The following is a 19,507-nucleotide window of genomic DNA, read 5'->3' as shown; positions in this document are numbered from 1 at the left end:
ACCATTCTCACAATTTTTTTAGAACAGAAATTTCTTTCCTACTGACCCGTTTATTCAATTTCTCTAGTTCTTGCTGCAACAGTTCATTTTTTCTTTTCAATTCCTGATTTTGTTCTGCTAATTTCTCGTTCTCTGCTTTGGCTTTTAACAATTCAATTTTCAACTCAATTACTGAATTTTCAAGTTTTCTGTCCATTGCAACCGGATGTCTATTCTTAAAAATTGCTTCCTGTCTATGTATTGCGTCATCCATTTCTCTTCTGATAAGCTCATTTTTATAAAAAAATCCTCTAGAAAGCCCAGTTCTTTTTACCAGCTCTGCTACGGTAATTCTTTCCATATTTTTAAGCATATCAGATATTGTATTTTTTGCAATATTCATCTTCCTCTGACTCTCAGCCTGCGTAATCGCTACCATCTTATCATATTTCATAATCATCCCATCCTTCTATGATATCTAATAGGATCATGTCCATTTTTTCTCTTGCAGCTCTCGTTTCATCTGCCATCAGTTTATTGCCAATTTTTCGATAATGATGTACCGAATATATGGAGGTATGCCCCAGTAGCTTAGCTATCATCCAGTCATCCACATGCATTTCTGTCAATTTCTTTCCATAACAATGTCGGAAAATATGGGTTCCAAACTTCAGAAACTCTCCATTATCATCCCGGATATCTTCCTGGCGGATCATTGTCATAATCTGATTTTGAATCATGCTATATTGATAAGGCCTAGTTGGATCATCTTTTTTTGCAAAAATGTAAGTTGTTTCTCCATACCGTTCCTTTGTATAATCAATTGCTTTCATAATCAGTTGTGCCACTTCTTCACTGATGGCTTTTTCATAGGTGACTGACTTCACCTGATCAATCCTTATAAAATATCGATTATTCCGCATGCTTAGGCAGTCTGTCTTTAAGGTCAGCGTATCTGAAATCCTCGTTCCCAGTAATTGATGGATAATCAGTGCCCTACATATCTGCTCATCCATTTTGAAAATGTGTTCGTTTAATCTTTTGATTTCCGCATCTGAGTAAAATTTGAATACATGCCTTGGTGTACTTGGGAAATCATTACTCAGAAATAATTCGCTCATGTACTGTCGTTCATATAAATTCCCAACATCTTCTATTACCCTTCGTAGTGCATATAGGTCAGATCTATAATTTTTCCGGTCATGTGCTTCCGTCTGAAGATATATCAGATACTCTTCTATATGCATCCGTTCCAGATCCTGCAGCGATTGAATGTCCAAATATTTTCTTTTAAGAAATTTTGAGAACCGCTTTACTGCAGCTATTTCACTATGAATCGTTCCTAAAGGGGAATATTTTAAATGCATAAAAATTACTTTTTTTACTTCTTCCCGAATATCTGGCTGTACAATTTTAGTAAAGTTAATCGTTTCCGTATTCTTGATTGGATTTCTATAAATAGGAAAATCGAAGTTTTTAAGAGTCCAGATATCTTTTTCCTGCTCATCCCTGCCATCCTCTTCTTCCAGAAACTTCAAGATTTTTTTCATATGCCTTACAATGCTAGGACTTTCAATTCCTATTTTGTCATATGCAGGCCGATATTTTTTGCTTGATAAAGCATATCCTCGTTCCAGCATCCATCCTTTTAACATACGGATGATTTTTTCTTCTTCTCTGGCATCAAGGCTTTGTATTTTCCGATCAATCAGAAATTCCCGAATATTATTATAATAGGTCACTTCACTTGCCATGCTGGACGGTGCGAGCATTTTTCCTCTTTCCCATATAAATTCTTCCAACTTTTCGGCAAGTTCTTCTGATGGCAATCCTTCCAGATTAAAATACCGTTCCGGGCTGATACGCATTCTCTGAATCTGCTCTTCGGATGCTACCTTGTAGCAGTCCAGCTCATATATGTAAATTCTTTTTTTCATTTTCTTTCACCACGCTTCTTAGCTTTAATGGTAGAAGCCAAGTCATTTTCCGGTTTCTTAAAGTAAGTATCACTTGCTTTTTCAATTCTCTTTGGCATGAAGTCTACATACTGTTTTGTCATCTCTTCGGAAAAATGTCCTAAATAATCTCGGATTGTCTGTATAGAAACATCCTCATCATAAAATTGGGTGGCCAGCGTATGCCTATAGTCATGGGTTTTGAAGATATAACTGCCATCTGCAATTCCATTCTTATCACAGTATTGCTGAAACTCTTGTCGGAATGTTGTTCCCCGGTACGCTCCACCATCCTTCCCTTTAAAGATATAATCTTTCGGACGAATGTGTTCACGCTCAATATACTTACGCATGATTCTATACATCACAAGCGGTATTGGTATCATTTTATCTGCCTTCATCTTGATCTGATAGACTTTCAACCATGCATCTTCTCCATCCCAGTAATATGCATCCCCTTTTAACGTACACACTTCGCTGATTCTCAATCCAGTACACCACAAGTGTAAAAATATCAATCTTGGAACTAGCGGAAATGCATACAGCTTATGCAGGATTTCCATATAAACTTTTTCTTCCACCGTTCTGTCATGATGCTCTGGATATGTCTTTTTCAGGTAATACTCCGGTTTAAAGGGTATCTCCTTCATATATCCTCGGACATTTAAAAACTGATAAAATTTTATATAATGCACAATTCTTTTATTGAATGTATCATCTTTGGTATCCTTTTCTTCCAGTTTCCTAAAATAGTCATCCAATTGATTTTCATCTACCTGACAAATGGATTCTTCTTCCTTAAAATATTCCAGAAGTCTTTTTACCTCATATAGTTGTCCTCGGATATTTGCTATCGTCAGTCCACCAATTCCAACATGATATTTGGCATATTCCTGTAACAATTCTCGATTCTTTTTGTTAGTCACTTCTATAAAACTCAATCGCTGTACTGGATTGCTTGGGTTAAGCCGATCTTCTGACAGGTGAAAGCGTTCCATATACCACACATTGGCATGCCAATGAATTTCTGGTGCTGTTAAAAATAAGATTTTCCGACTATTGTCAATAATCTGCATAGAGTTTTTCACATTGACCACTTTCTGTTCCACGATTTTCTCAAATCGTTGGATCTGTTCTAATTCCAATCCTTCCAGATCATCAATCTCTTCCTCCACACAAAAATCATATAACCAGTGTAATGGCAATAAATAGCGAACTCTTCTCTCTTTGGGATCGTCTCGATACAAATTATCTAGAATATAATTCAATAGTAGAAAAACCTGCTTTTTTAATTTTTCAGATGCTCTTCTAAAAAAATCCCACACCAGTTCCTGTTTATCTCGGACATATTCAAAATCCTTAACCAACTCCAAATCTGGTAAGTATGGCAGGAATACAACCTGTGCTTGATATTTCCTCCGGTGTTCGATTCTTCCCGGCAGACTTTCTATTTCTTTTTGGATACTATACTGCTTGATATGATCGAAAACCTTTAAATATCTCATCACACTCGCTTCATCCCACATTTTTTTCAGTTCTGCTTCATAACGGCTTCGTACCGTATAATCAATCTCTTTGATATGATGTATTCCCTGCCGGATTAGAAACCGTTTGATGTTTCCCTTCAATGCCTCATCTGACACTTGGCTTTCTCGGATTTCTAAGAGTAGCTCTCCATATTCTGTTTCTATCCAATACTTCTGTATCTTCCGTAATGCGGATGACTGCTCTTTCACCTGCTTTTTCGTATAATTCCCACTATCCAACAAAGTTTGTTTGTATTCCCGCAAATCTTGTTCTTCTGCTAAAATCACATCATAGATTTCTCTTTGGATAAGGAATTTCTCTGCTTCTTCCCATAATTCTCTCTGCAATATTCCGCCTGACATAAACTGCCTGTGAAGATGCTGTATCTCTTCCTTGCGTTCTGCTTGCAGCAATCGAATTGCAGACACTTGATCGCCTCCTCTTTTTTATAACAAATTCTGAACACCATACATTGCTTGATGCCTGTTATAAAAAGCATCACTGACTTCTATTAGTTCATCCTCTGTTATATTCAGATATTTCATAGTCGTTTCGATATTCCGATGCCCGAGTGCTTGACTAATCATTTCTAATTTCCATCCATCTTTTCGTCTTGCATTTGCAAAATAATGCCGGAGCATATGTGGAGATGCTTTAATTCCCGTCTTTCTCTCCAATCTGCGTAACATGGCATATACTCCACTTCCCTTAAAAGGCTTTCCAACGTAATCACCTGAGACATTAATAAATAAATATTCCTGTCCTATAATCAGTTCCTTATAGTCTTCAATATAAAACATTAAAATATCAAATGTTGCGTCGCTGATTTTGGCTCTTCGAAGTTCTGCGTTTTTAGCTCTTGCCCCATTCTCATTATCATCTCGAAAGTTGACATATATTATATGTTTCTCATAGTCTATATCCTCTGCGTATCGTACACCTAAGAGTTCCCCTATTCTAAAGCCTGTTTCTGCTAATAATAAAAGCAGAACCTGATCGCGGCTGTTTGCACATTCTTGCAACAACACTACAATCTTGTCCTGCTCAATGGTTTTTCCTTGATGTCCTTTTTCTTTTAAATATCCTCGAAAACTCTTCCTATTCAATACTTTTCTGATACCGATGGAATTTCGCACAATCATTTGCGTATCTGATAATACCTTCAAGCTTTCCGAATGCTTGTTTTCCTGCTCCATAAAGGTATAAAATCTAAATACTTCTTTTAAATATGCATTGCATGTCTCATTATTAGGAAGTTTTAAATAATCTTCCCTGCTATGCATACCAGCTTTTAACCAAATCAGGAAATCTGTAAAATGTTCATGCTGTTCAATATATTTCATTTGATAAATATCATCCAAACAAAGTTGCTTTTCATCCAGAAAATTCAAATAATAAGATAATGCAAAGGCACTTCTTTGTATGGTATTCGGTGATATCTTTGACCTTTTCTTATGCATTAGATATTTAGAAGGTAAATATACAATATCTCCGCTTTCGTTTTCTCGAATAAAATAAAATTTTTCTTGTTTATCCATCTGCATTTCTACGATATATTTTGCCATATTAGTACCTTCCTTCTAAATCTCTAACGCTATACACAGTATACCCACTTCATGTTCAAATAGCTATTCAGCAATACCACCAATTCCACCGAAAACACCCCAGAAATACCACCAAACATTTCGTCGTAAACTCGCTGTTATTGTAGCAAAACCACGGGCATTTACAGGTAATATTCCACACCCTTCCGGTTTCTGATAAAACGCTGAACATCCTTGATGTCTTCTGCCATCTTACACTTCGGAAGTGCACACATCACTTCCTCATGATATCTTCCGTCTTCTCCTGCACGCTCATCTAAGATGGTCACAACACAGGTGTCTGTCTCTGTGCGGAGCGCACGTCCGAACCCCTGCCTTAGTTTTTTCTGCATATCTGGAACGACCACTGCCTGAATGTAATCTTTCAGACAATCATATTCTTTCTTCTGAGCCTCACTGATGGGATCTGGAACAGCGAACGGCAACTTTACAATAATTAACGAAGATACCATATCTCCGGGAAAGTCTACTCCTTCCCAGCAGGATCCAGCTGCGAAAAGAACCGCATTGTCTGTTTAAATCTCGTGATTTCTTCCGGGGAATGTCTCCACACCTCGATCATCGGGAAAGGGATCTCATCCCGCAACATCTGATATACATTTCCCATCAAGTGATAGGATGTGAACAGCACCAGTGTATGTCCGTAAGTCGAACAGATTAACGAATGGATATGGTCCGCTATCATCTCTGCTTCTTCCTGACTTCCCCTTCTGCACTTTTTCAGATCTTTTGGCAGATATAACAGACAGTTCCTCTGATATTCAAATGGAGAGTCTGCCACATATTCACGTACCCTCTGCACTTTCTGTAATCCTATCATCTTCCGGATATGGGCAAATCCCTGTCCGGTTTTTAATGTTCCGCTTGTCAGGATTGCTCCCATTCCTCTGCTCCACAACATCTGGTCAAGATACTGTGGAATCCGTCTGCTGGAGGCACACAATATGATCCGATGTTCCCGATCCTGTTTCAAATGTAGCACATACTTCTTATCCTGATGGAAAAAGCATTCCAGCACACTTCTGGTTTCTTCCAGCTTGTTTCTGATCCACTTCGGAATCTTCTTTTCTAATTTTTCTATGATCTTATTCATGGTCTGTATCCCTTCATATAAATACATGTCACACTCTTCTGTCATGTAAAATTCTTCTTTTACCCCGTATCTGGTTCTGTGGTTTTCTCCTATCACATCCAGCACCATCCGGATCGTCCCGGACAGTTTTCTTATCTCCAGTCCCTGATATTCTTTCCCAAGATAAAAACAGATCTCCCGGATATCATCATAACACAGGCTCTTCCCGAACATCTGCTTTGCCGCATCCGGCAGTTTGTGTGCTTCGTCTACGATCAATGCCCGGTAGTCTTTTAGTAACGGGCGGTAATCCTGCAGTCTGTGGTAGCCATCTGCCAGCAGATAATTATGATTGCAGATCTGAATGAACATTTCATCATCTCTGGAATGTTCCAGATACTGCTGATACCTGCAGGAACCTTTTTTCGGGCATTCCCTTGAACAGAACTTTGGTACGCTTACCATCCTTCTGTCAAATCCACTTAATCCGGACACTTCATCCATATCGTAGTGTTCTTTCAGAGACAGCAGTGCTTCTTTCTGCAATGCATTTTTATTTTTCTCTTTGATTGCAACGATTCGTTGCTCTAATCTCTCATCACAGACAAAATGCTCTTTCCCTTTGCGGATGACTGCTTTGATCGGCGCCTGAATTGTCCCGTTCTCCTGAAGAATCCGAGAGAGAAAAGGGATATATTCCGTAAGAATTGCTTTCTGGAGTGCAATGCTGGAAGTAGATATCACAACCGGACGCTGTTCGTATGGGGAATATCCGTCTGCAAGAAGAGAATACTTTCTCATCAGAACACAGGCCACCAGATAGGCATACGTTTTCCCGATACCGACACCTGCGTCACACAGTGCTATATTTCTTCCCAGCAGGTTATCCAGCATTTCATGGCATAACAGAATCTGTTCTTCCCTTACTGCCATCCCATGTTCCGGGAACAGCACCCGGAAGATCGTATCAATTTCCCGATGTGCTCTTTTCAAATACTCTTTTCTGTAATACATAGTTTGTTACCTGATATGTCTGCTGATACCACATCAATACGGCTGTAAAGGAATACTCCCTACAGCCGCATGTATCTGATATCAACGACACATTCTTCCTTGATTTCTTATACTTTTGATTTTTGGCATTGTATTTGTCCTCGACTCCCCCCTTTGCCTTACGGGAACATTACAGGCGGATGCTTGGCATCGCACCGCTCATGGATTTTCTAAAGGTCTTGCTGATTACAACCCAAAGTCCATCCCCTGCTCACTGGCAGTTCCTATGTATCATTATCCCCTCGTAAGTGATCCTCGCAAAAGACCGCCACGGTCTTTGTTTCAGTTAAAGATGATTCGCTCGAAACAAAAACGCCACAAAAGAACTCCATCTCTCACTTTCTGGTCTGATTTCTTCCATGCCCTTTTCATCTGTCCTCGCGTCTTCCTGCCACGCTTCTACTTACGGGAACGTACCTGTAATGCTGGTATGAGATTGTCAAAGTACACTGGCAAAATTTACCTGCCTATTAAATAGCCGACGAAAAGCGCCATAATTATTCAATTTTTGATAAATTTTTTAATTTTTTTCTCAAACGGTTTCTTTTGGTATAAATCGTCTGTTCTGCCATTCCCATAATCTTAGCAACTTCTCTTCCCGAATATCCCCACGTACTGAGTAAGAGGATTTCCAATGTCTGATGCTCCGTTTCCTTCAATAGTTCATAGATTCGCTTATCACCTATGTGATCCAGAAGCTCCTTTACATCCCTTGCAAACAGCTCGCTGTCCTTTTCTTTTATGGAATCCATATCCTGCATCGTTTCACCCAGATGTTCCCGGTATCTGCGCTCTTCCAGAAAATCTTCCCGGTCCATCTGACGCAGCTTTTGGATCTTCTCTTCTTCCATTCCCAGTTCACGCAGTTTCTTTTCTTCCTGTTCTTTCCAATAATTCCACTTTCGTTCTTCACTTGTCTTGTTATAAGTCATTTATCTTTCCTCCGATCTGATTTTTCGTATAGAAATCAAATCGGAGCATGGCGGTGACCGAATATGTGGTGTCCCACAATTCTCGAAAAATGTCGAATAAAAAAGTGCTGCAACCAGTTCGATCACAACACTTTGCTTTTTATTCCCATTTTGTTGTCTTAAGCACTTTCTTTGATGCAAATATAATTCTTCTCCTTGTTATACCTCTTCTTAAAACACCACAAAGAAAAGTATATAAAAAAAGGCTGTCAAAACCGTGTTATATACCAGTCACTTAACAGTCATTTTTCGCATTATCCGACATCTTTCGACATTTCTTCTGAGTCCGTTAATATCCAAATACTTTCTCACCTTCTTTCGTCCCTTCGGAATTATCTCACATTCTCTAAATCATCTTCAGAGCCTTCATACAGAGAACCTGCCACTGGCGGCTTTTCTTGCATACTTTGATATAAAAACTGCCAGGATTTTACCCCCGGCAGTCCACTTCTTCGATATTCAGTTATTCTGTTGGAAACATTGCTGTCTCCAGCTTGCTTCTTTCGGTTTCAGACAGCTCATACGTCCCAGAATGATTCTTTTCCACTTTTACAGTTACCATCACCAAATCTCCATAGCTTTTCTTGTCAATGCTCTTCTGCACACTTTCTGCTAAAACAGATCCGATAATCTACCTTTAGCATATTCCATTTAATATTAGCCTATATCCAAATAGTAACCTACCTTCCGTATACTCTGAATCATCTTTACAGCTTCCGGATCGGACTTTTCCAGCTTTTTTCTCAGTCTGCGTACAAAGCACCAAATCATATTGGCAGAATCTGCTCTATAAGGTCCCCTCCACAATCGTTCAAAAATAATTTCATGTTTCACTACTTGTTTTGGTGCATCTGCAAGTAAGTAAAGGAAGGCAATCTCCCGTCCATTCAAATCTTTCAGCTGATGATCTTCCCAAAAAGCAGCGTGGTAACGCCAATCGATTAAAAGCTTCCCTCTTCGGATAATATCTTTTCGTTCCTTTTCTTTTCCAATATTCCATGTAATATCAGAACGCCTGAGTAAAGAATACAAATAAATATTAATCAGACTGACAGATGGATGCGGAAATACAAGATCCGCACCCCATTCAATATATTTCTTTATTGTATGGATTCCCGGCACTACTACAATAATTGGAGCTCTGCTGTACTGTCTGACTTCCCATATCAACTTTCCTAACAATCCATTATCTTTTCTCAGAAGCATTAATACTGCGTCATAAACAGCTATTGCATGAAATTTTTCAAATACCTCAAAATCAACCATCGTACATACCCATTTGTGTTTCAACCCTTCATAAAGATGTTTCCACTTTTCCACCTCATCCGCAGCAATTAATACTTTTTCCATTTGCAGTCCTTCTCTTATGTTTCTTCACTTTTAAATCAGAAAAAGACAGTGAAATCAATCCACCGCCTTTTTCCCGCTTTCATCTAATTGATTATTTTAGTTTGACTTCTCTCACATATAGTCTAATACAATTCTAATAATTCAATATTACTCTGCTTTTGCCTTTGCCATCGCAGCAATATCCCCCACACCGTTCAAAACCATAGTTGGACGATACGCATAAGTTTTAAGTGTATCCTTCGTTGAACATCCTGAGAGAACCAGTACTGTAGACATACCACTTTCCATACCTGAAATCACATCTGTATCCATGCGATCCCCAACCATTACTGCTTCTGCTGAGTGACATCCAAGCATATTTAATCCCGTTCGCATCATTAGTGGATTCGGTTTTCCGCAGAAATATGCCTGTGTACCTGTTGCCATTTCTATAGGTGCAACCAATGCACGACAAGCAGGAGCAATGCCGTTCTCAATCGGTCCGGAAACATCTGAGTTTGCTCCGATCAGCTTTGCACCTTTCAGAACTAAATTCGTTGCTTTTGTTAATGTATCCAACGAATATGATCGTCCTTCTCCCACAACAACATAATCCGGATTTACATCATTCATTGTGATACCTACATCATAAAGTGCATTTAACAGACCGGCTTCTCCTATCACAAATGCCGAACAGCCTGCCGCCTGTTCTTTTAAAAATGCAGCTGTTGCCAATGCACTGGTATAAAAATGTTCTTCTGGCACATCAAGTCCCATCCTTGCTAGTTTCTGATTTAATTCCCGTGGTGTATATCCACTATTATTTGTCAAAAATAAATATTCTTTCTTTTCATCATGCAACCACTGGATGAATTCTGGAACACCTGGCAATATCTGATTGCCATGATAAATCACACCATCCATATCACAGATAAATCCTTTTTTCTCATTAAAATCAATTACTGATTTTCCCATATTCATATATGTCCTGCCTTTCTTTCTCTTTAGAGTATGCCTTGTTCTTTCACTTCAGAAAACTCTGTTTTCTACGACCATTTTAACATTGTATCATCCATGCACAAAATCAAATGCATAACGGCGTGAAATCAAAGTAAATTTTTCTATCTGCAGAACATTTTATGACAGCATATCCTTCACACATGTACTCCGATAGTCACTCGGCGATATTTTGTATCTTTCCTTAAATACCCGATTAAACGTTCTCTGGCTTTCAAATCCACTATCCAGACAAATATTTGTAATAGAATCGCTCGTATTTTCCAAGCGATGACATGCATAGTTCAACCTTGCATCGTTAAGATATTGATTAAAGTTTCTATGGAATGTTTTGGAAAAGAGTCTGGATAAAACATATTTGCTCACGCCCAGGTCTTTTGCCATCTCTTCCAGCGAAAACTTCTTCTTGAAATTTGCTGATATATAGGAAACTGTCTGGTAAATAAGATCGTTGCTCCCCACATTACTCTTTTCTACCAAATTTAATTTTCCTATGCAGCGTGCCAACACAATTTGAAGATATGCCTGTGCAATAGTAATATCCGACTGCTCTGTCTCTAAAATCGCATTGATAACCCTATATACCTCTGGTTCAACCTTTTCCGCTTTGATGACTGGATATTCAGGAGCCATGGATTGCATGATATCTGCAAATTTACCAATCGTAAATGGCGATGCGATCAGATAAGTCGCTTTATTTACACCAGGTGTCAGTACCTGGTAGTGATGAATAACATCTGGAAATACAAAGCCTATATCTCTTTTTTCCATATGGTATAGTTCCTGTCCGACACCAAGTTCTAATGCTCCATTTGTTACACAAACGATCTCCAGTGCATTATGAAGATGTGGTTCAATATGTTTTGATTTCCTATTTATTGCTATGATCTCCTCTTTTGTGTCAACATATTTTAACTGCATGAAATACTCCCCTTTGCAACATTTGTCTATATCTTCTTTCGATTTGGCAAGCAATCCTTTTACACCTATCTTATAATAAACTTGTAAATAAGGAAAGGAGGAATTACAAATGAGCAATCTTAAAAAATATCTGAATGACCTTTTAGTATTCTACGCTGAATATTTTGAACATCCATACCATGTATAAATACTAAAAGGACTATTTTGTGAAAACAGAACATTTTTTCTAAGACCATTTCACAAAAATGAAGTGGTCCTTTTTTATTTTCAAAAGACAGTTCTATCACTTTATATAAAGAAAAAAGCACTGTCTCATCGAACACCAACCAGACAACGCTTTTTCCTGTTGATTCTAATTCATGTCTGATGCATCTGTTACTTCATCTGCAGTAATTCCTTTTTCTGCTTTCAGTTTTTTATTTGCATCTTCTACATTCATTCTTGAAAGTACAAACATAATCAATACATCAAAGATTAACGGAAGCCACAGATACATAAACTGCATCATATCAAGTGCGGACTGTGGCTGAGTTGCATTTGTTCCAACATATCCGCTGAACTCAAGCATCCATCCAACAACAGCTGTTCCAATACCTCCACCGATCTTTACACCAAGAGATGTACAAGAATACATCGTACCGTCAATTCTCTTTCCCTGTGTAAGATAAGTGTATTCCGAGCAGGATGCAATAACTGCATTCATATCTCCCTGCCATGGTCCCTGTCCTAAGGCTGCAAGAGCTGTAAATGCCATCATCAGCGGAACACTGCCCATATATCCGGCAACAACAACAAGTGCTCTACCGATGACTGCTAAGACGTAACCTCTTAAGTTCAGTTTGTACATACCTTTCCACTTACCAACTAATGTCGGTGTGAAAATCAGGGCAATAATCAGTGGAATATTTACTGCCCATGCAAATTGTCCAAACAAATTCTTATTTTTCAGTACCCATGTCATGTAATAAATGCCAGCTCCAATCATGGCACCATATAACTGTTGTAAAATATATGTTCCACAAATCATCATGTAATATTTGTTTTTAACAAGAAGCTTGAATGCCTGTACCATTCCATACTTTTCATTATCATTCTTTACTTCTCCTTCATTAAGTTCTTCCTCCGGAAGTTCCTTAACAGAAAGTGCTGAAATCGTATTTACGACCAGACCAATGATTGCATAGATAATAGCAACCGTTCTCCATGCCGCAGCATCTCCACCACATTTATCTACAAATCCAACTGTAATCGCCTGAATCAGAAGACTTGTTGAAAATGCAAAAATAAAACGGTAAGATCCCATCTGTACACGCTCTTTGCTGTTCTTTGTAATCAGTGACGTGAGTGCTGAATAAGCAATATTGTTTGCTGTATAAAACACACCATTTAACAGTGTATAAGAAATAAAGAACCATGCATATTTAGCCGTTGTTCCCAAGCTGACCGGTACTGCAAAGCAGCCGACCAGCGTAATGGCACAACCAATATATCCGTATAGCATCCAGGGTTTCGCTTTTCCCATTTTACTGTGTGTTTTGTCAATCATTGATCCAAAAAATATATCCGTAAAACCATCAAATAGTTTTGATGCGGCAATCAGGGTACCCACGACACCTGCAGCAAGTCCTACTGAGTCCGTCAGATAGACCATCATAAAAGATGTCAGGAACGCATAGACTACATTACCTGCAATATCACCTGATCCGTATCCAATTTTGTTATACCATTTCAAATACTTTTTTTCTTCCATCGAATTTCTTTGCTCCTCATCTTCATCGCACTTAGAATCTCAATATGGCTAACCGTATGATATCTAATTCTGTTTTTTTCTCTGATTTTGTCTGATTGCTCTGTATATCCGGACTTTACATTACAATCAGACTCTCTTTCCTTGTTTACTGGTTACATGAAACTTTATTATCCCTTTACATACGGTATCAGTGTAAACTGGAACTGGAATAATACATCATCAAATCGGTACTGCTCCAATACAACTGGACCACAACTATTAGAACCAATGCCATTTAATGCGTAGTCAACACAGAATACTACACTATCTGATTCTATTAATTCATAATTGTGCGTTTTCTTCTCAAGTTCTTCCTGTGTATAATAAGAAGCATTGAATGAAAATGCCTTTTCTGCGGATGCCACAATTCCATATCGGCTGTTGTTAAGCTCTACATATTCACAATCATAATGGCTTCCATTTTCCTGTGGACGGATATAGTCCTCATGTAAATCCCCTACATTTGCCCGGTACAGACCGTGACTCGCTGCCTGATGCTTGTCACGATAGCTCTCCTGCGGTCCCATTCCAAAGAATCTGACATCTGCAAGTTTCTTATCCAGGAACATCCTCACCCCAAATCTCGGAAGATCCGGGAATTCATCGTCTTTTGTTACTGCAACATCTGCATCAATCTTTCCAGTAGCTTCTATTTTCCATGTAATCGTCACATCAAGAATCTTCTGTACTGTCTCTGCCACAACGGATGCATGGCTTGTAATTTTCACACCATGTTTTCCCTGCACAACCTCTGTCGTATAGGCTCTTGTGTAAGCCTTATCATAGTGAGCTTTCTTCCATTCAGACTTGATGTACATATCATTATCTGTTGGAGCTCTCCAAATATTTAATTCCATCGGATGGTTCAAGTATTCCCGCCCTGCGAATTTCATCTCTGTAAAGAGTGCAGTACGTTTGTCTACGGTATAAGCAAATTCACGCCCCTTGATATGAATCTGTGTATCATTTTCATTTACCTGTAATTCAGAGTCCACTACTGTTTTTGGTATCCATTTCTCTGCAAGTTTACATTTTGCATCCTCTTTACTTACCTCAATTTCATCAAATCCAAGAATATGGTCTTCATCCAACAGTGGCAATTCTTTTTTCAGATGGTAAATAAGTTTCAAATAACATTTCCCATTCTCTGGAACATTGATCTTCAGGTTTGTTTTTCCTTCCCCGTGTGGTGCCACAGAAAACTCCGGAAGTATGCCTTTGCTGATCACAAGACCATCCTGTGTCAGTTCATAACTAATCTTCACATAATCTTTCAAGTCATCAAAATCCATGTAGTTATGAAGCACCAGTTCTCCGCTTTCTTTATCATAGGAAATAACCCTTGCCGGGCGATAAACATTCTTGTATTCCAAAAGTCCTGTATGTACCGTTCTGTCCGGATATACTAATCCATCCATACAGAAATTGCCATCATGGATTTCTTCGCCATGGTCTCCTCCGTAAGCATAGATTGTCTTTCCATTCTCAGCAGTGCCATGAGCAATCGCATGGTCACACCACTCCCAGACAAATCCACCACACATTTTATCGTTATCCTGAATCATCTGGAAATAATCTTCAAAATCTCCAGGTCCGTTTCCCATGCTGTGACAGTACTCTACCAAAAGGAAAGGTTTGCTTCCATCTTTATCCAGATATTCCTGAATTTCGGAAAGCGCTGGGTACATCCGGCTGTACACATCCAGATTGCTGTAATCATATGTTTCATCATAATTACGGTATCTTGCACTCTCATATTGTGTGATGCGGTCTGGATCAAATTTCTTTGTCCAAGCAAGTGCTTTTTCAAAGTTGCAGCCATAAGCACTTTCATTTCCCATAGACCACATGACGATACAAAAACGGTTTTTGTCACGTTCCACCATGAGTTTTACACGATCAACGATTGCCTCTTCCCATACCGGATCATCTGCAATCTTCTCATTCCATCGTTTGAACCGATTGTAATCGGTGTCTTCTTTTCTGTAGATCATAAATGGACCATGAGCTTCAATATCTGCTTCATCTATTACCATGAATCCATACTTGTCACACATTTCATAGAAAAATGGTGCGTTCGGATAGTGGCTGGAACGGATCGCATTAAAATTATGCTGCTTCATTAACGTAAGATCAGTTGTAATCTGTTCCGGACTGATTGTAAATCCAGTAGCCGGATCGGAATCATGTCGATTGACACCACGGAATTTAATCTTCTGTCCATTTAAATAAATAACCTGGTCTTTGATCTCTATTTTTCTGAGTGCGATATGATCTACAATTACTTCATTTTCTGTTTCAAGGATCAGTTTGTACAGGTATGGATTTTCTGTATTCCAAAGCTCTGGACTTGCAATCTCTAACACCGCTGTTCCTTCTTCGGCAATACTTCCTACTGCGACAACTGCTCCATTTTTATCTTCAATCGAAATTTTTACATTTGCTGAGGAGTAGAATTTCACATCAAGTTCTACCTTTGCAAGCATATCCTCAATCTTTGTTTTTATATGATAATCGCTGATTGCCTGCTCTGGACGTTTCAAAATGTACACATCCCGGAAAATACCACTCATACGGAATTTGTCCTGATCTTCCAAATAAGAACCATCACACCACTTCATTACCAACACTGCCACCGTATTTGTTCCATCCTGAAGTACATCTGTAACATCAAACTCACTGGTCATATGGGAAACCTGGCTGTATCCTACATAAGAACCATTGATCCATACATAAAAGCAACTGTCTACTCCTTCAAAGTTCAAAAAAGCTTTTGATGCTTTCTCATCTCTACTGTACTCAAAATTATGTACATAGGCTCCACATGGAATATCCTGTGGCACATATGGTGGATCAAACGGAAACGGATACCGGATGTTTGTATACTGATGTGTGTCATAGCCTGCCATCTGCCATACACTTGGAACCTGAATCTCATCAAAGTTTTCTGTATCATAATTCTTCTCAAAGAAAGAATCCTGAATGTCATAGATGCTGTTAAAATACTGGAATTTCCAAGTTCCATTCAATAACTGCATACGGTCTGACTCTTCCCTGTGCTCCACCAGATTGTCCATTCTTTTGGATGCCGGAATATAATAGGCTCTGGCTGGCATTGTGTTTTCATGCAGTACGCTTAAATTCTCATAATAACGTGGTACAATCATAAATAACTCTCCTTCAATACATATACATTTTTTTATACTTTGTTCCCCTGCAGCAAATCTCACTTTTTACTTTTATGTTTACGTTTCTTTGTTTTGCTATATATACCTTATCCTAATCTGCAAAATATGTCTATGGATTGGATTAGACAAAATATGCACTAAATGATACAATAATAAAAAATAGGAAAAGAGGTGCTGCTCTATGTATATGAATACCGGTTATTTAAACCACTCCCATATGGATTTCAAAGACAAAAGTCGCCCACTGGTTGTAGGAAGCTGCGGCACTTACCGCCTTTCCAACCATCCAAAGTTACCAACCTATCGTCCAAAGGGACGCCTAGATTATCAGATTATCTATATCACTGCCGGTTGTGGGCATTTTCATTTTGACAATGTAGATAACGAAACGATTGTTCCCGCCGGTAATATCGTACTGTACAGACCGAAGGAACTTCAGAAATATGAATACTATGGGGAAGATAAGACAGAAGTATACTGGATTCATTTTACAGGCAGCAATGTAAAAAATATCTTGCGTCAGTATGGATTTCCGGATAAAGAACGTGTATTTCAGGTTGGTACATCTATGGAATATGAACAAATTTTCAAACGTATTATCATTGAACTCCAACGCTGTCAGGATGATTTTGAGGAAATGCTTGTCCTTTTACTACGCCATCTTCTGATTATTTTCCACCGGGAACTGAGCAGGGAACATATATTGAAAAATGAATATCTTGACCATGAGATGGAGAACGCTGTTACTTTTTTCAGTGAAAACTACAATCAGAATATCAATATCGACGATTATGCTGCCTCACGAGGAATGAGTGTCAGCTGGTTTATCCGTAATTTTAAAAAATATACTGGTTCCACACCAATGCAATTCATCGTTGGAATCCGGATCAACAATGCCCAGATGTTACTGGAAACAACAACTTATTCCATCAATGAGATTTCTAAGATTGTCGGATATGATAACCAGCTTTATTTCAGCCGGCTTTTCCACAAGCTGAAAGGATATTCACCGAGAGAATACCGAAAGCTGAGAAACAAACTCTGAAATCCACAAAGAGGATACCACCGAATTATCAAAACAATGATTTGTGATATCCTCTTCTCACTTTTGCTATTCTTATTTTACAAACTCAGCCGAATAATAATACATATACTCATTATCTGTATCTATGTATTCTCCTGTAATGTCCTGTATCGGCAACGAACTCACTCCTTGTTCGCCATAGATCAGTGCTGCCAATCCTTGCTCTGTTCCGTACTCTATCGTGCTTTTGTTCTCTATAGAGGTCGCAGATCTTCCATAATATTCTCTGTTTGCAACACCTTCCAAGATTGGCGTTTCTGTCATATATTTTGAATATTCATCTGCTGCAATAAGCTTTGCAGTAAAATTATCAAAATCCGGAGTGATGACAATCAATCCATTTTTTGCAGATTTCACGTCCTCATAGGAAAGTTCCAAAACTCGTTTATGTGAAACTCGTTTTCCAGAATGATATTCTGACAAGTAAACGTATAATGCTTGAAATGTATCTTTTGAATTGTATCGAAACATCATGGTTCCATCAATTCCGGACAACAATTCAGCCGTTTTCATTTCTACACTATCTGGATCTACTGCTTCTATATAATTTTGTGGTTGCCGCAATTTATTACATGCCATGATTCCAAGAGTAATAGCAAATGCTCCCACAGCAATAAGAAGTACAGCAATAATCTTCTTTAAATAACGCTGTTTATGACTACTATCTTTTGATATCTGTATCAGTGTATCTTCCGATTTTTTTTCTACATTAGTTACCTCAATATCTTCACCTGCCAAAAATTCATTTAGACTAATGCCTAATATTTCACATAATTCTAAATACACAGACACATCTGGTAAACAAATCCCACGTTCCCATTTGGAAACTGACTTATCACTCTTACCCAGTTTCTCAGCAAGCTGTTTTTGAGTCATACCAAGTTTTTTTCTTTTTTCTGCAATATAGCTTCCGATTTTCACAAGGTCCATAAATACTTCCCCCTTTCAGAATTATAGTATCTATTTTGTCCCAAAAAGTACACCCCTTAATGGTAGAATCGTATTATATAGGCAGAATCTCATCCAATTTCATAAAAAAATGATAAGATACTATTTCTCTGTTTTCCCATTACCCAGGTTGCATCCTATTACGCTTCCGTATCCGTTTCTACTTTCTGCACCCACTCTTTTTGCATAGCAGCAGCCAGAAAGCATTGAAGCAGTTTCATAGAAAACGCTCCACATTCACCATTTATAATCATCCTTACCGCTTCTCCATGTCTCAATTTGCGTTTATATGGTCGTTCACTGACCAACGCATCATAATCATCTACCAGACCGACCACCTGAGCACAGATTGGAATCTGATCTCCCTTTAATCCATCCGGATATCCAGATCTGTCAAATCTCTCATATCTTCTTCCATGCAGCCGTCTACCAAGTGTTCCGTAAGCTTTTCACTTGCCAAGAATTCCTGTAACTTCTGGCGATCCTGTTCATGTACATATTGTTCTGTATACTTTTTTACAAACTCACCGTAGCTAGCTGAAGCACTTACTTTATCATAGACTTCATGTACATGGGAATAAATACACTCATATGTTTGATCCTTCAAATTCAGTTTTATAACTACATAAAAACGTCCAAAATATTCATCTTTACCCGGCTGAATAATATCTGATATTTTCACATTTTCCAGACTGTTATTATAAGTGTTCTGCAGATCCAGTAACACTTTATGTACTTTACAGCAATCCGAGTAATTTCTGGAACAGTATCCGTCCTTCTCCAGGCATCTGCTGATTGCCATTGTTGACTCTGTACAGTTAATAACATCCATAAGAGAAATTTCTCCCGGTCGTTTTTCCAGCATATAGCCGCCGCATTTTTACAGTGTTCGGGTCGTCGTAGACTTGCCGATAGGCAAAAAGAAAGCGGCGGCTCTGAAAATCAAAGCCGCCGTAATTTAGAAATGACGCGTGAAGATATGATATGCTCCCTTCTAAGTAGACAAGAGAAATAATAAAATCTTGTTTATTTAGAAGGGAGCTTTCTTTATCCTTTTAATCATATTGGGC

At 38.5% G+C, this 19,507-nt stretch carries 14 protein-coding genes and 2 pseudogenes; 1 reads left to right on the top strand and 15 read right to left on the bottom strand.

Annotated elements, in window-relative coordinates; all coding sequences use genetic code 11:
• Positions 1-7 precede the first annotated feature (7 nt).
• The 12 genes and pseudogenes from AC6I5B_RS05600 to AC6I5B_RS05545 form a co-directional block, all read right to left on the bottom strand.
• A complete protein-coding gene (locus AC6I5B_RS05600) occupies positions 8-433 on the bottom strand; it encodes a DUF6262 family protein (protein WP_226969289.1) in 426 nt (141 codons plus the stop codon).
• The gene (locus AC6I5B_RS05595; RefSeq protein WP_117739178.1) at positions 423-1,916 is read right to left on the bottom strand and encodes a tyrosine-type recombinase/integrase; all 1,494 of its coding nucleotides are present in this window, start codon (positions 1,914-1,916) and stop codon (positions 423-425) included. The genes AC6I5B_RS05600 and AC6I5B_RS05595 overlap by 11 nt, the downstream gene beginning before the upstream one ends.
• The gene (locus tag AC6I5B_RS05590; RefSeq protein WP_117739179.1) at positions 1,913-3,889 is read right to left on the bottom strand and encodes a tyrosine-type recombinase/integrase; all 1,977 of its coding nucleotides are present in this window, start codon (positions 3,887-3,889) and stop codon (positions 1,913-1,915) included. Before AC6I5B_RS05590 ends, AC6I5B_RS05595 begins: the two co-directional genes overlap by 4 nt.
• An 18-nt stretch (positions 3,890-3,907) precedes the next feature.
• Complete coding sequence (locus AC6I5B_RS05585) at positions 3,908-5,026, bottom strand: tyrosine-type recombinase/integrase (protein ID WP_117559407.1); 1,119 nt, start codon at positions 5,024-5,026, stop codon at positions 3,908-3,910.
• 161 nt (positions 5,027-5,187) lie between these two features.
• Positions 5,188-7,151 (bottom strand): annotated as a pseudogene (locus tag AC6I5B_RS05580) (ATP-dependent DNA helicase).
• A 536-nt stretch (positions 7,152-7,687) separates the two neighbouring features.
• Positions 7,688-8,122, bottom strand: coding sequence for a helix-turn-helix transcriptional regulator (locus AC6I5B_RS05575; protein WP_118659970.1), 435 nt, complete (start codon positions 8,120-8,122; stop codon positions 7,688-7,690).
• Between the two features lie 502 nt (positions 8,123-8,624).
• Positions 8,625-8,765: a hypothetical protein gene (locus tag AC6I5B_RS05570; RefSeq protein ID WP_158580426.1), complete on the bottom strand. Its 141-nt coding sequence runs from the start codon at positions 8,763-8,765 to the stop codon at positions 8,625-8,627.
• A 53-nt stretch (positions 8,766-8,818) separates the two neighbouring features.
• Complete coding sequence (locus tag AC6I5B_RS05565; RefSeq protein WP_412363538.1) at positions 8,819-9,511, bottom strand: winged helix-turn-helix domain-containing protein; 693 nt, start codon at positions 9,509-9,511, stop codon at positions 8,819-8,821.
• A 147-nt stretch (positions 9,512-9,658) separates the two neighbouring features.
• Positions 9,659-10,471, bottom strand: coding sequence for an HAD-IIA family hydrolase (locus AC6I5B_RS05560; protein WP_118659966.1), 813 nt, complete (start codon positions 10,469-10,471; stop codon positions 9,659-9,661).
• A 156-nt stretch (positions 10,472-10,627) separates the two neighbouring features.
• Positions 10,628-11,428, bottom strand: coding sequence for an AraC family transcriptional regulator (locus AC6I5B_RS05555; RefSeq protein WP_118659964.1), 801 nt, complete (start codon positions 11,426-11,428; stop codon positions 10,628-10,630).
• 352 nt (positions 11,429-11,780) lie between these two features.
• Positions 11,781-13,178: an MFS transporter gene (locus AC6I5B_RS05550; protein WP_390424157.1), complete on the bottom strand. Its 1,398-nt coding sequence runs from the start codon at positions 13,176-13,178 to the stop codon at positions 11,781-11,783.
• A gap of 167 nt (positions 13,179-13,345) precedes the next feature.
• Positions 13,346-16,384, bottom strand: coding sequence for a glycoside hydrolase family 2 TIM barrel-domain containing protein (locus AC6I5B_RS05545; protein ID WP_118659958.1), 3,039 nt, complete (start codon positions 16,382-16,384; stop codon positions 13,346-13,348).
• Positions 16,385-16,586: 202 nt separating this feature from the next.
• On the opposite strand from AC6I5B_RS05545, the gene AC6I5B_RS05540 reads away from it, so the two are divergent.
• Entirely contained in the window at positions 16,587-17,450 is an 864-nt protein-coding gene (locus tag AC6I5B_RS05540; RefSeq protein WP_118659957.1) for a helix-turn-helix domain-containing protein, read from the top strand.
• Between the two features lie 72 nt (positions 17,451-17,522).
• On the opposite strand, the gene AC6I5B_RS05535 is transcribed toward AC6I5B_RS05540, so the two are convergent.
• From AC6I5B_RS05535 to AC6I5B_RS05525, 3 genes and pseudogenes are all read right to left on the bottom strand, one after another.
• Positions 17,523-18,419 (bottom strand): helix-turn-helix domain-containing protein, encoded by an 897-nt coding sequence (locus AC6I5B_RS05535; RefSeq protein ID WP_118659955.1) that lies wholly within the window; start codon positions 18,417-18,419, stop codon positions 17,523-17,525.
• Positions 18,420-18,742: 323 nt separating this feature from the next.
• A pseudogene (locus tag AC6I5B_RS05530) lies at positions 18,743-18,793 on the bottom strand (hypothetical protein); the annotation flags it as partial.
• Between the two features lie 11 nt (positions 18,794-18,804).
• On the bottom strand, positions 18,805-19,302 hold the full coding sequence (locus tag AC6I5B_RS05525) for an Rrf2 family transcriptional regulator (RefSeq protein WP_243112089.1): 498 nt from the start codon (positions 19,300-19,302) through the stop codon (positions 18,805-18,807).
• Positions 19,303-19,507: the final 205 nt, after the last annotated feature.

It is taken from the genome of Faecalimonas nexilis (genome assembly GCF_059731825.1).
Note: the sequence above shows the minus strand (reverse complement) of the source record. Positions and strands in the feature narration are given on the sequence as shown.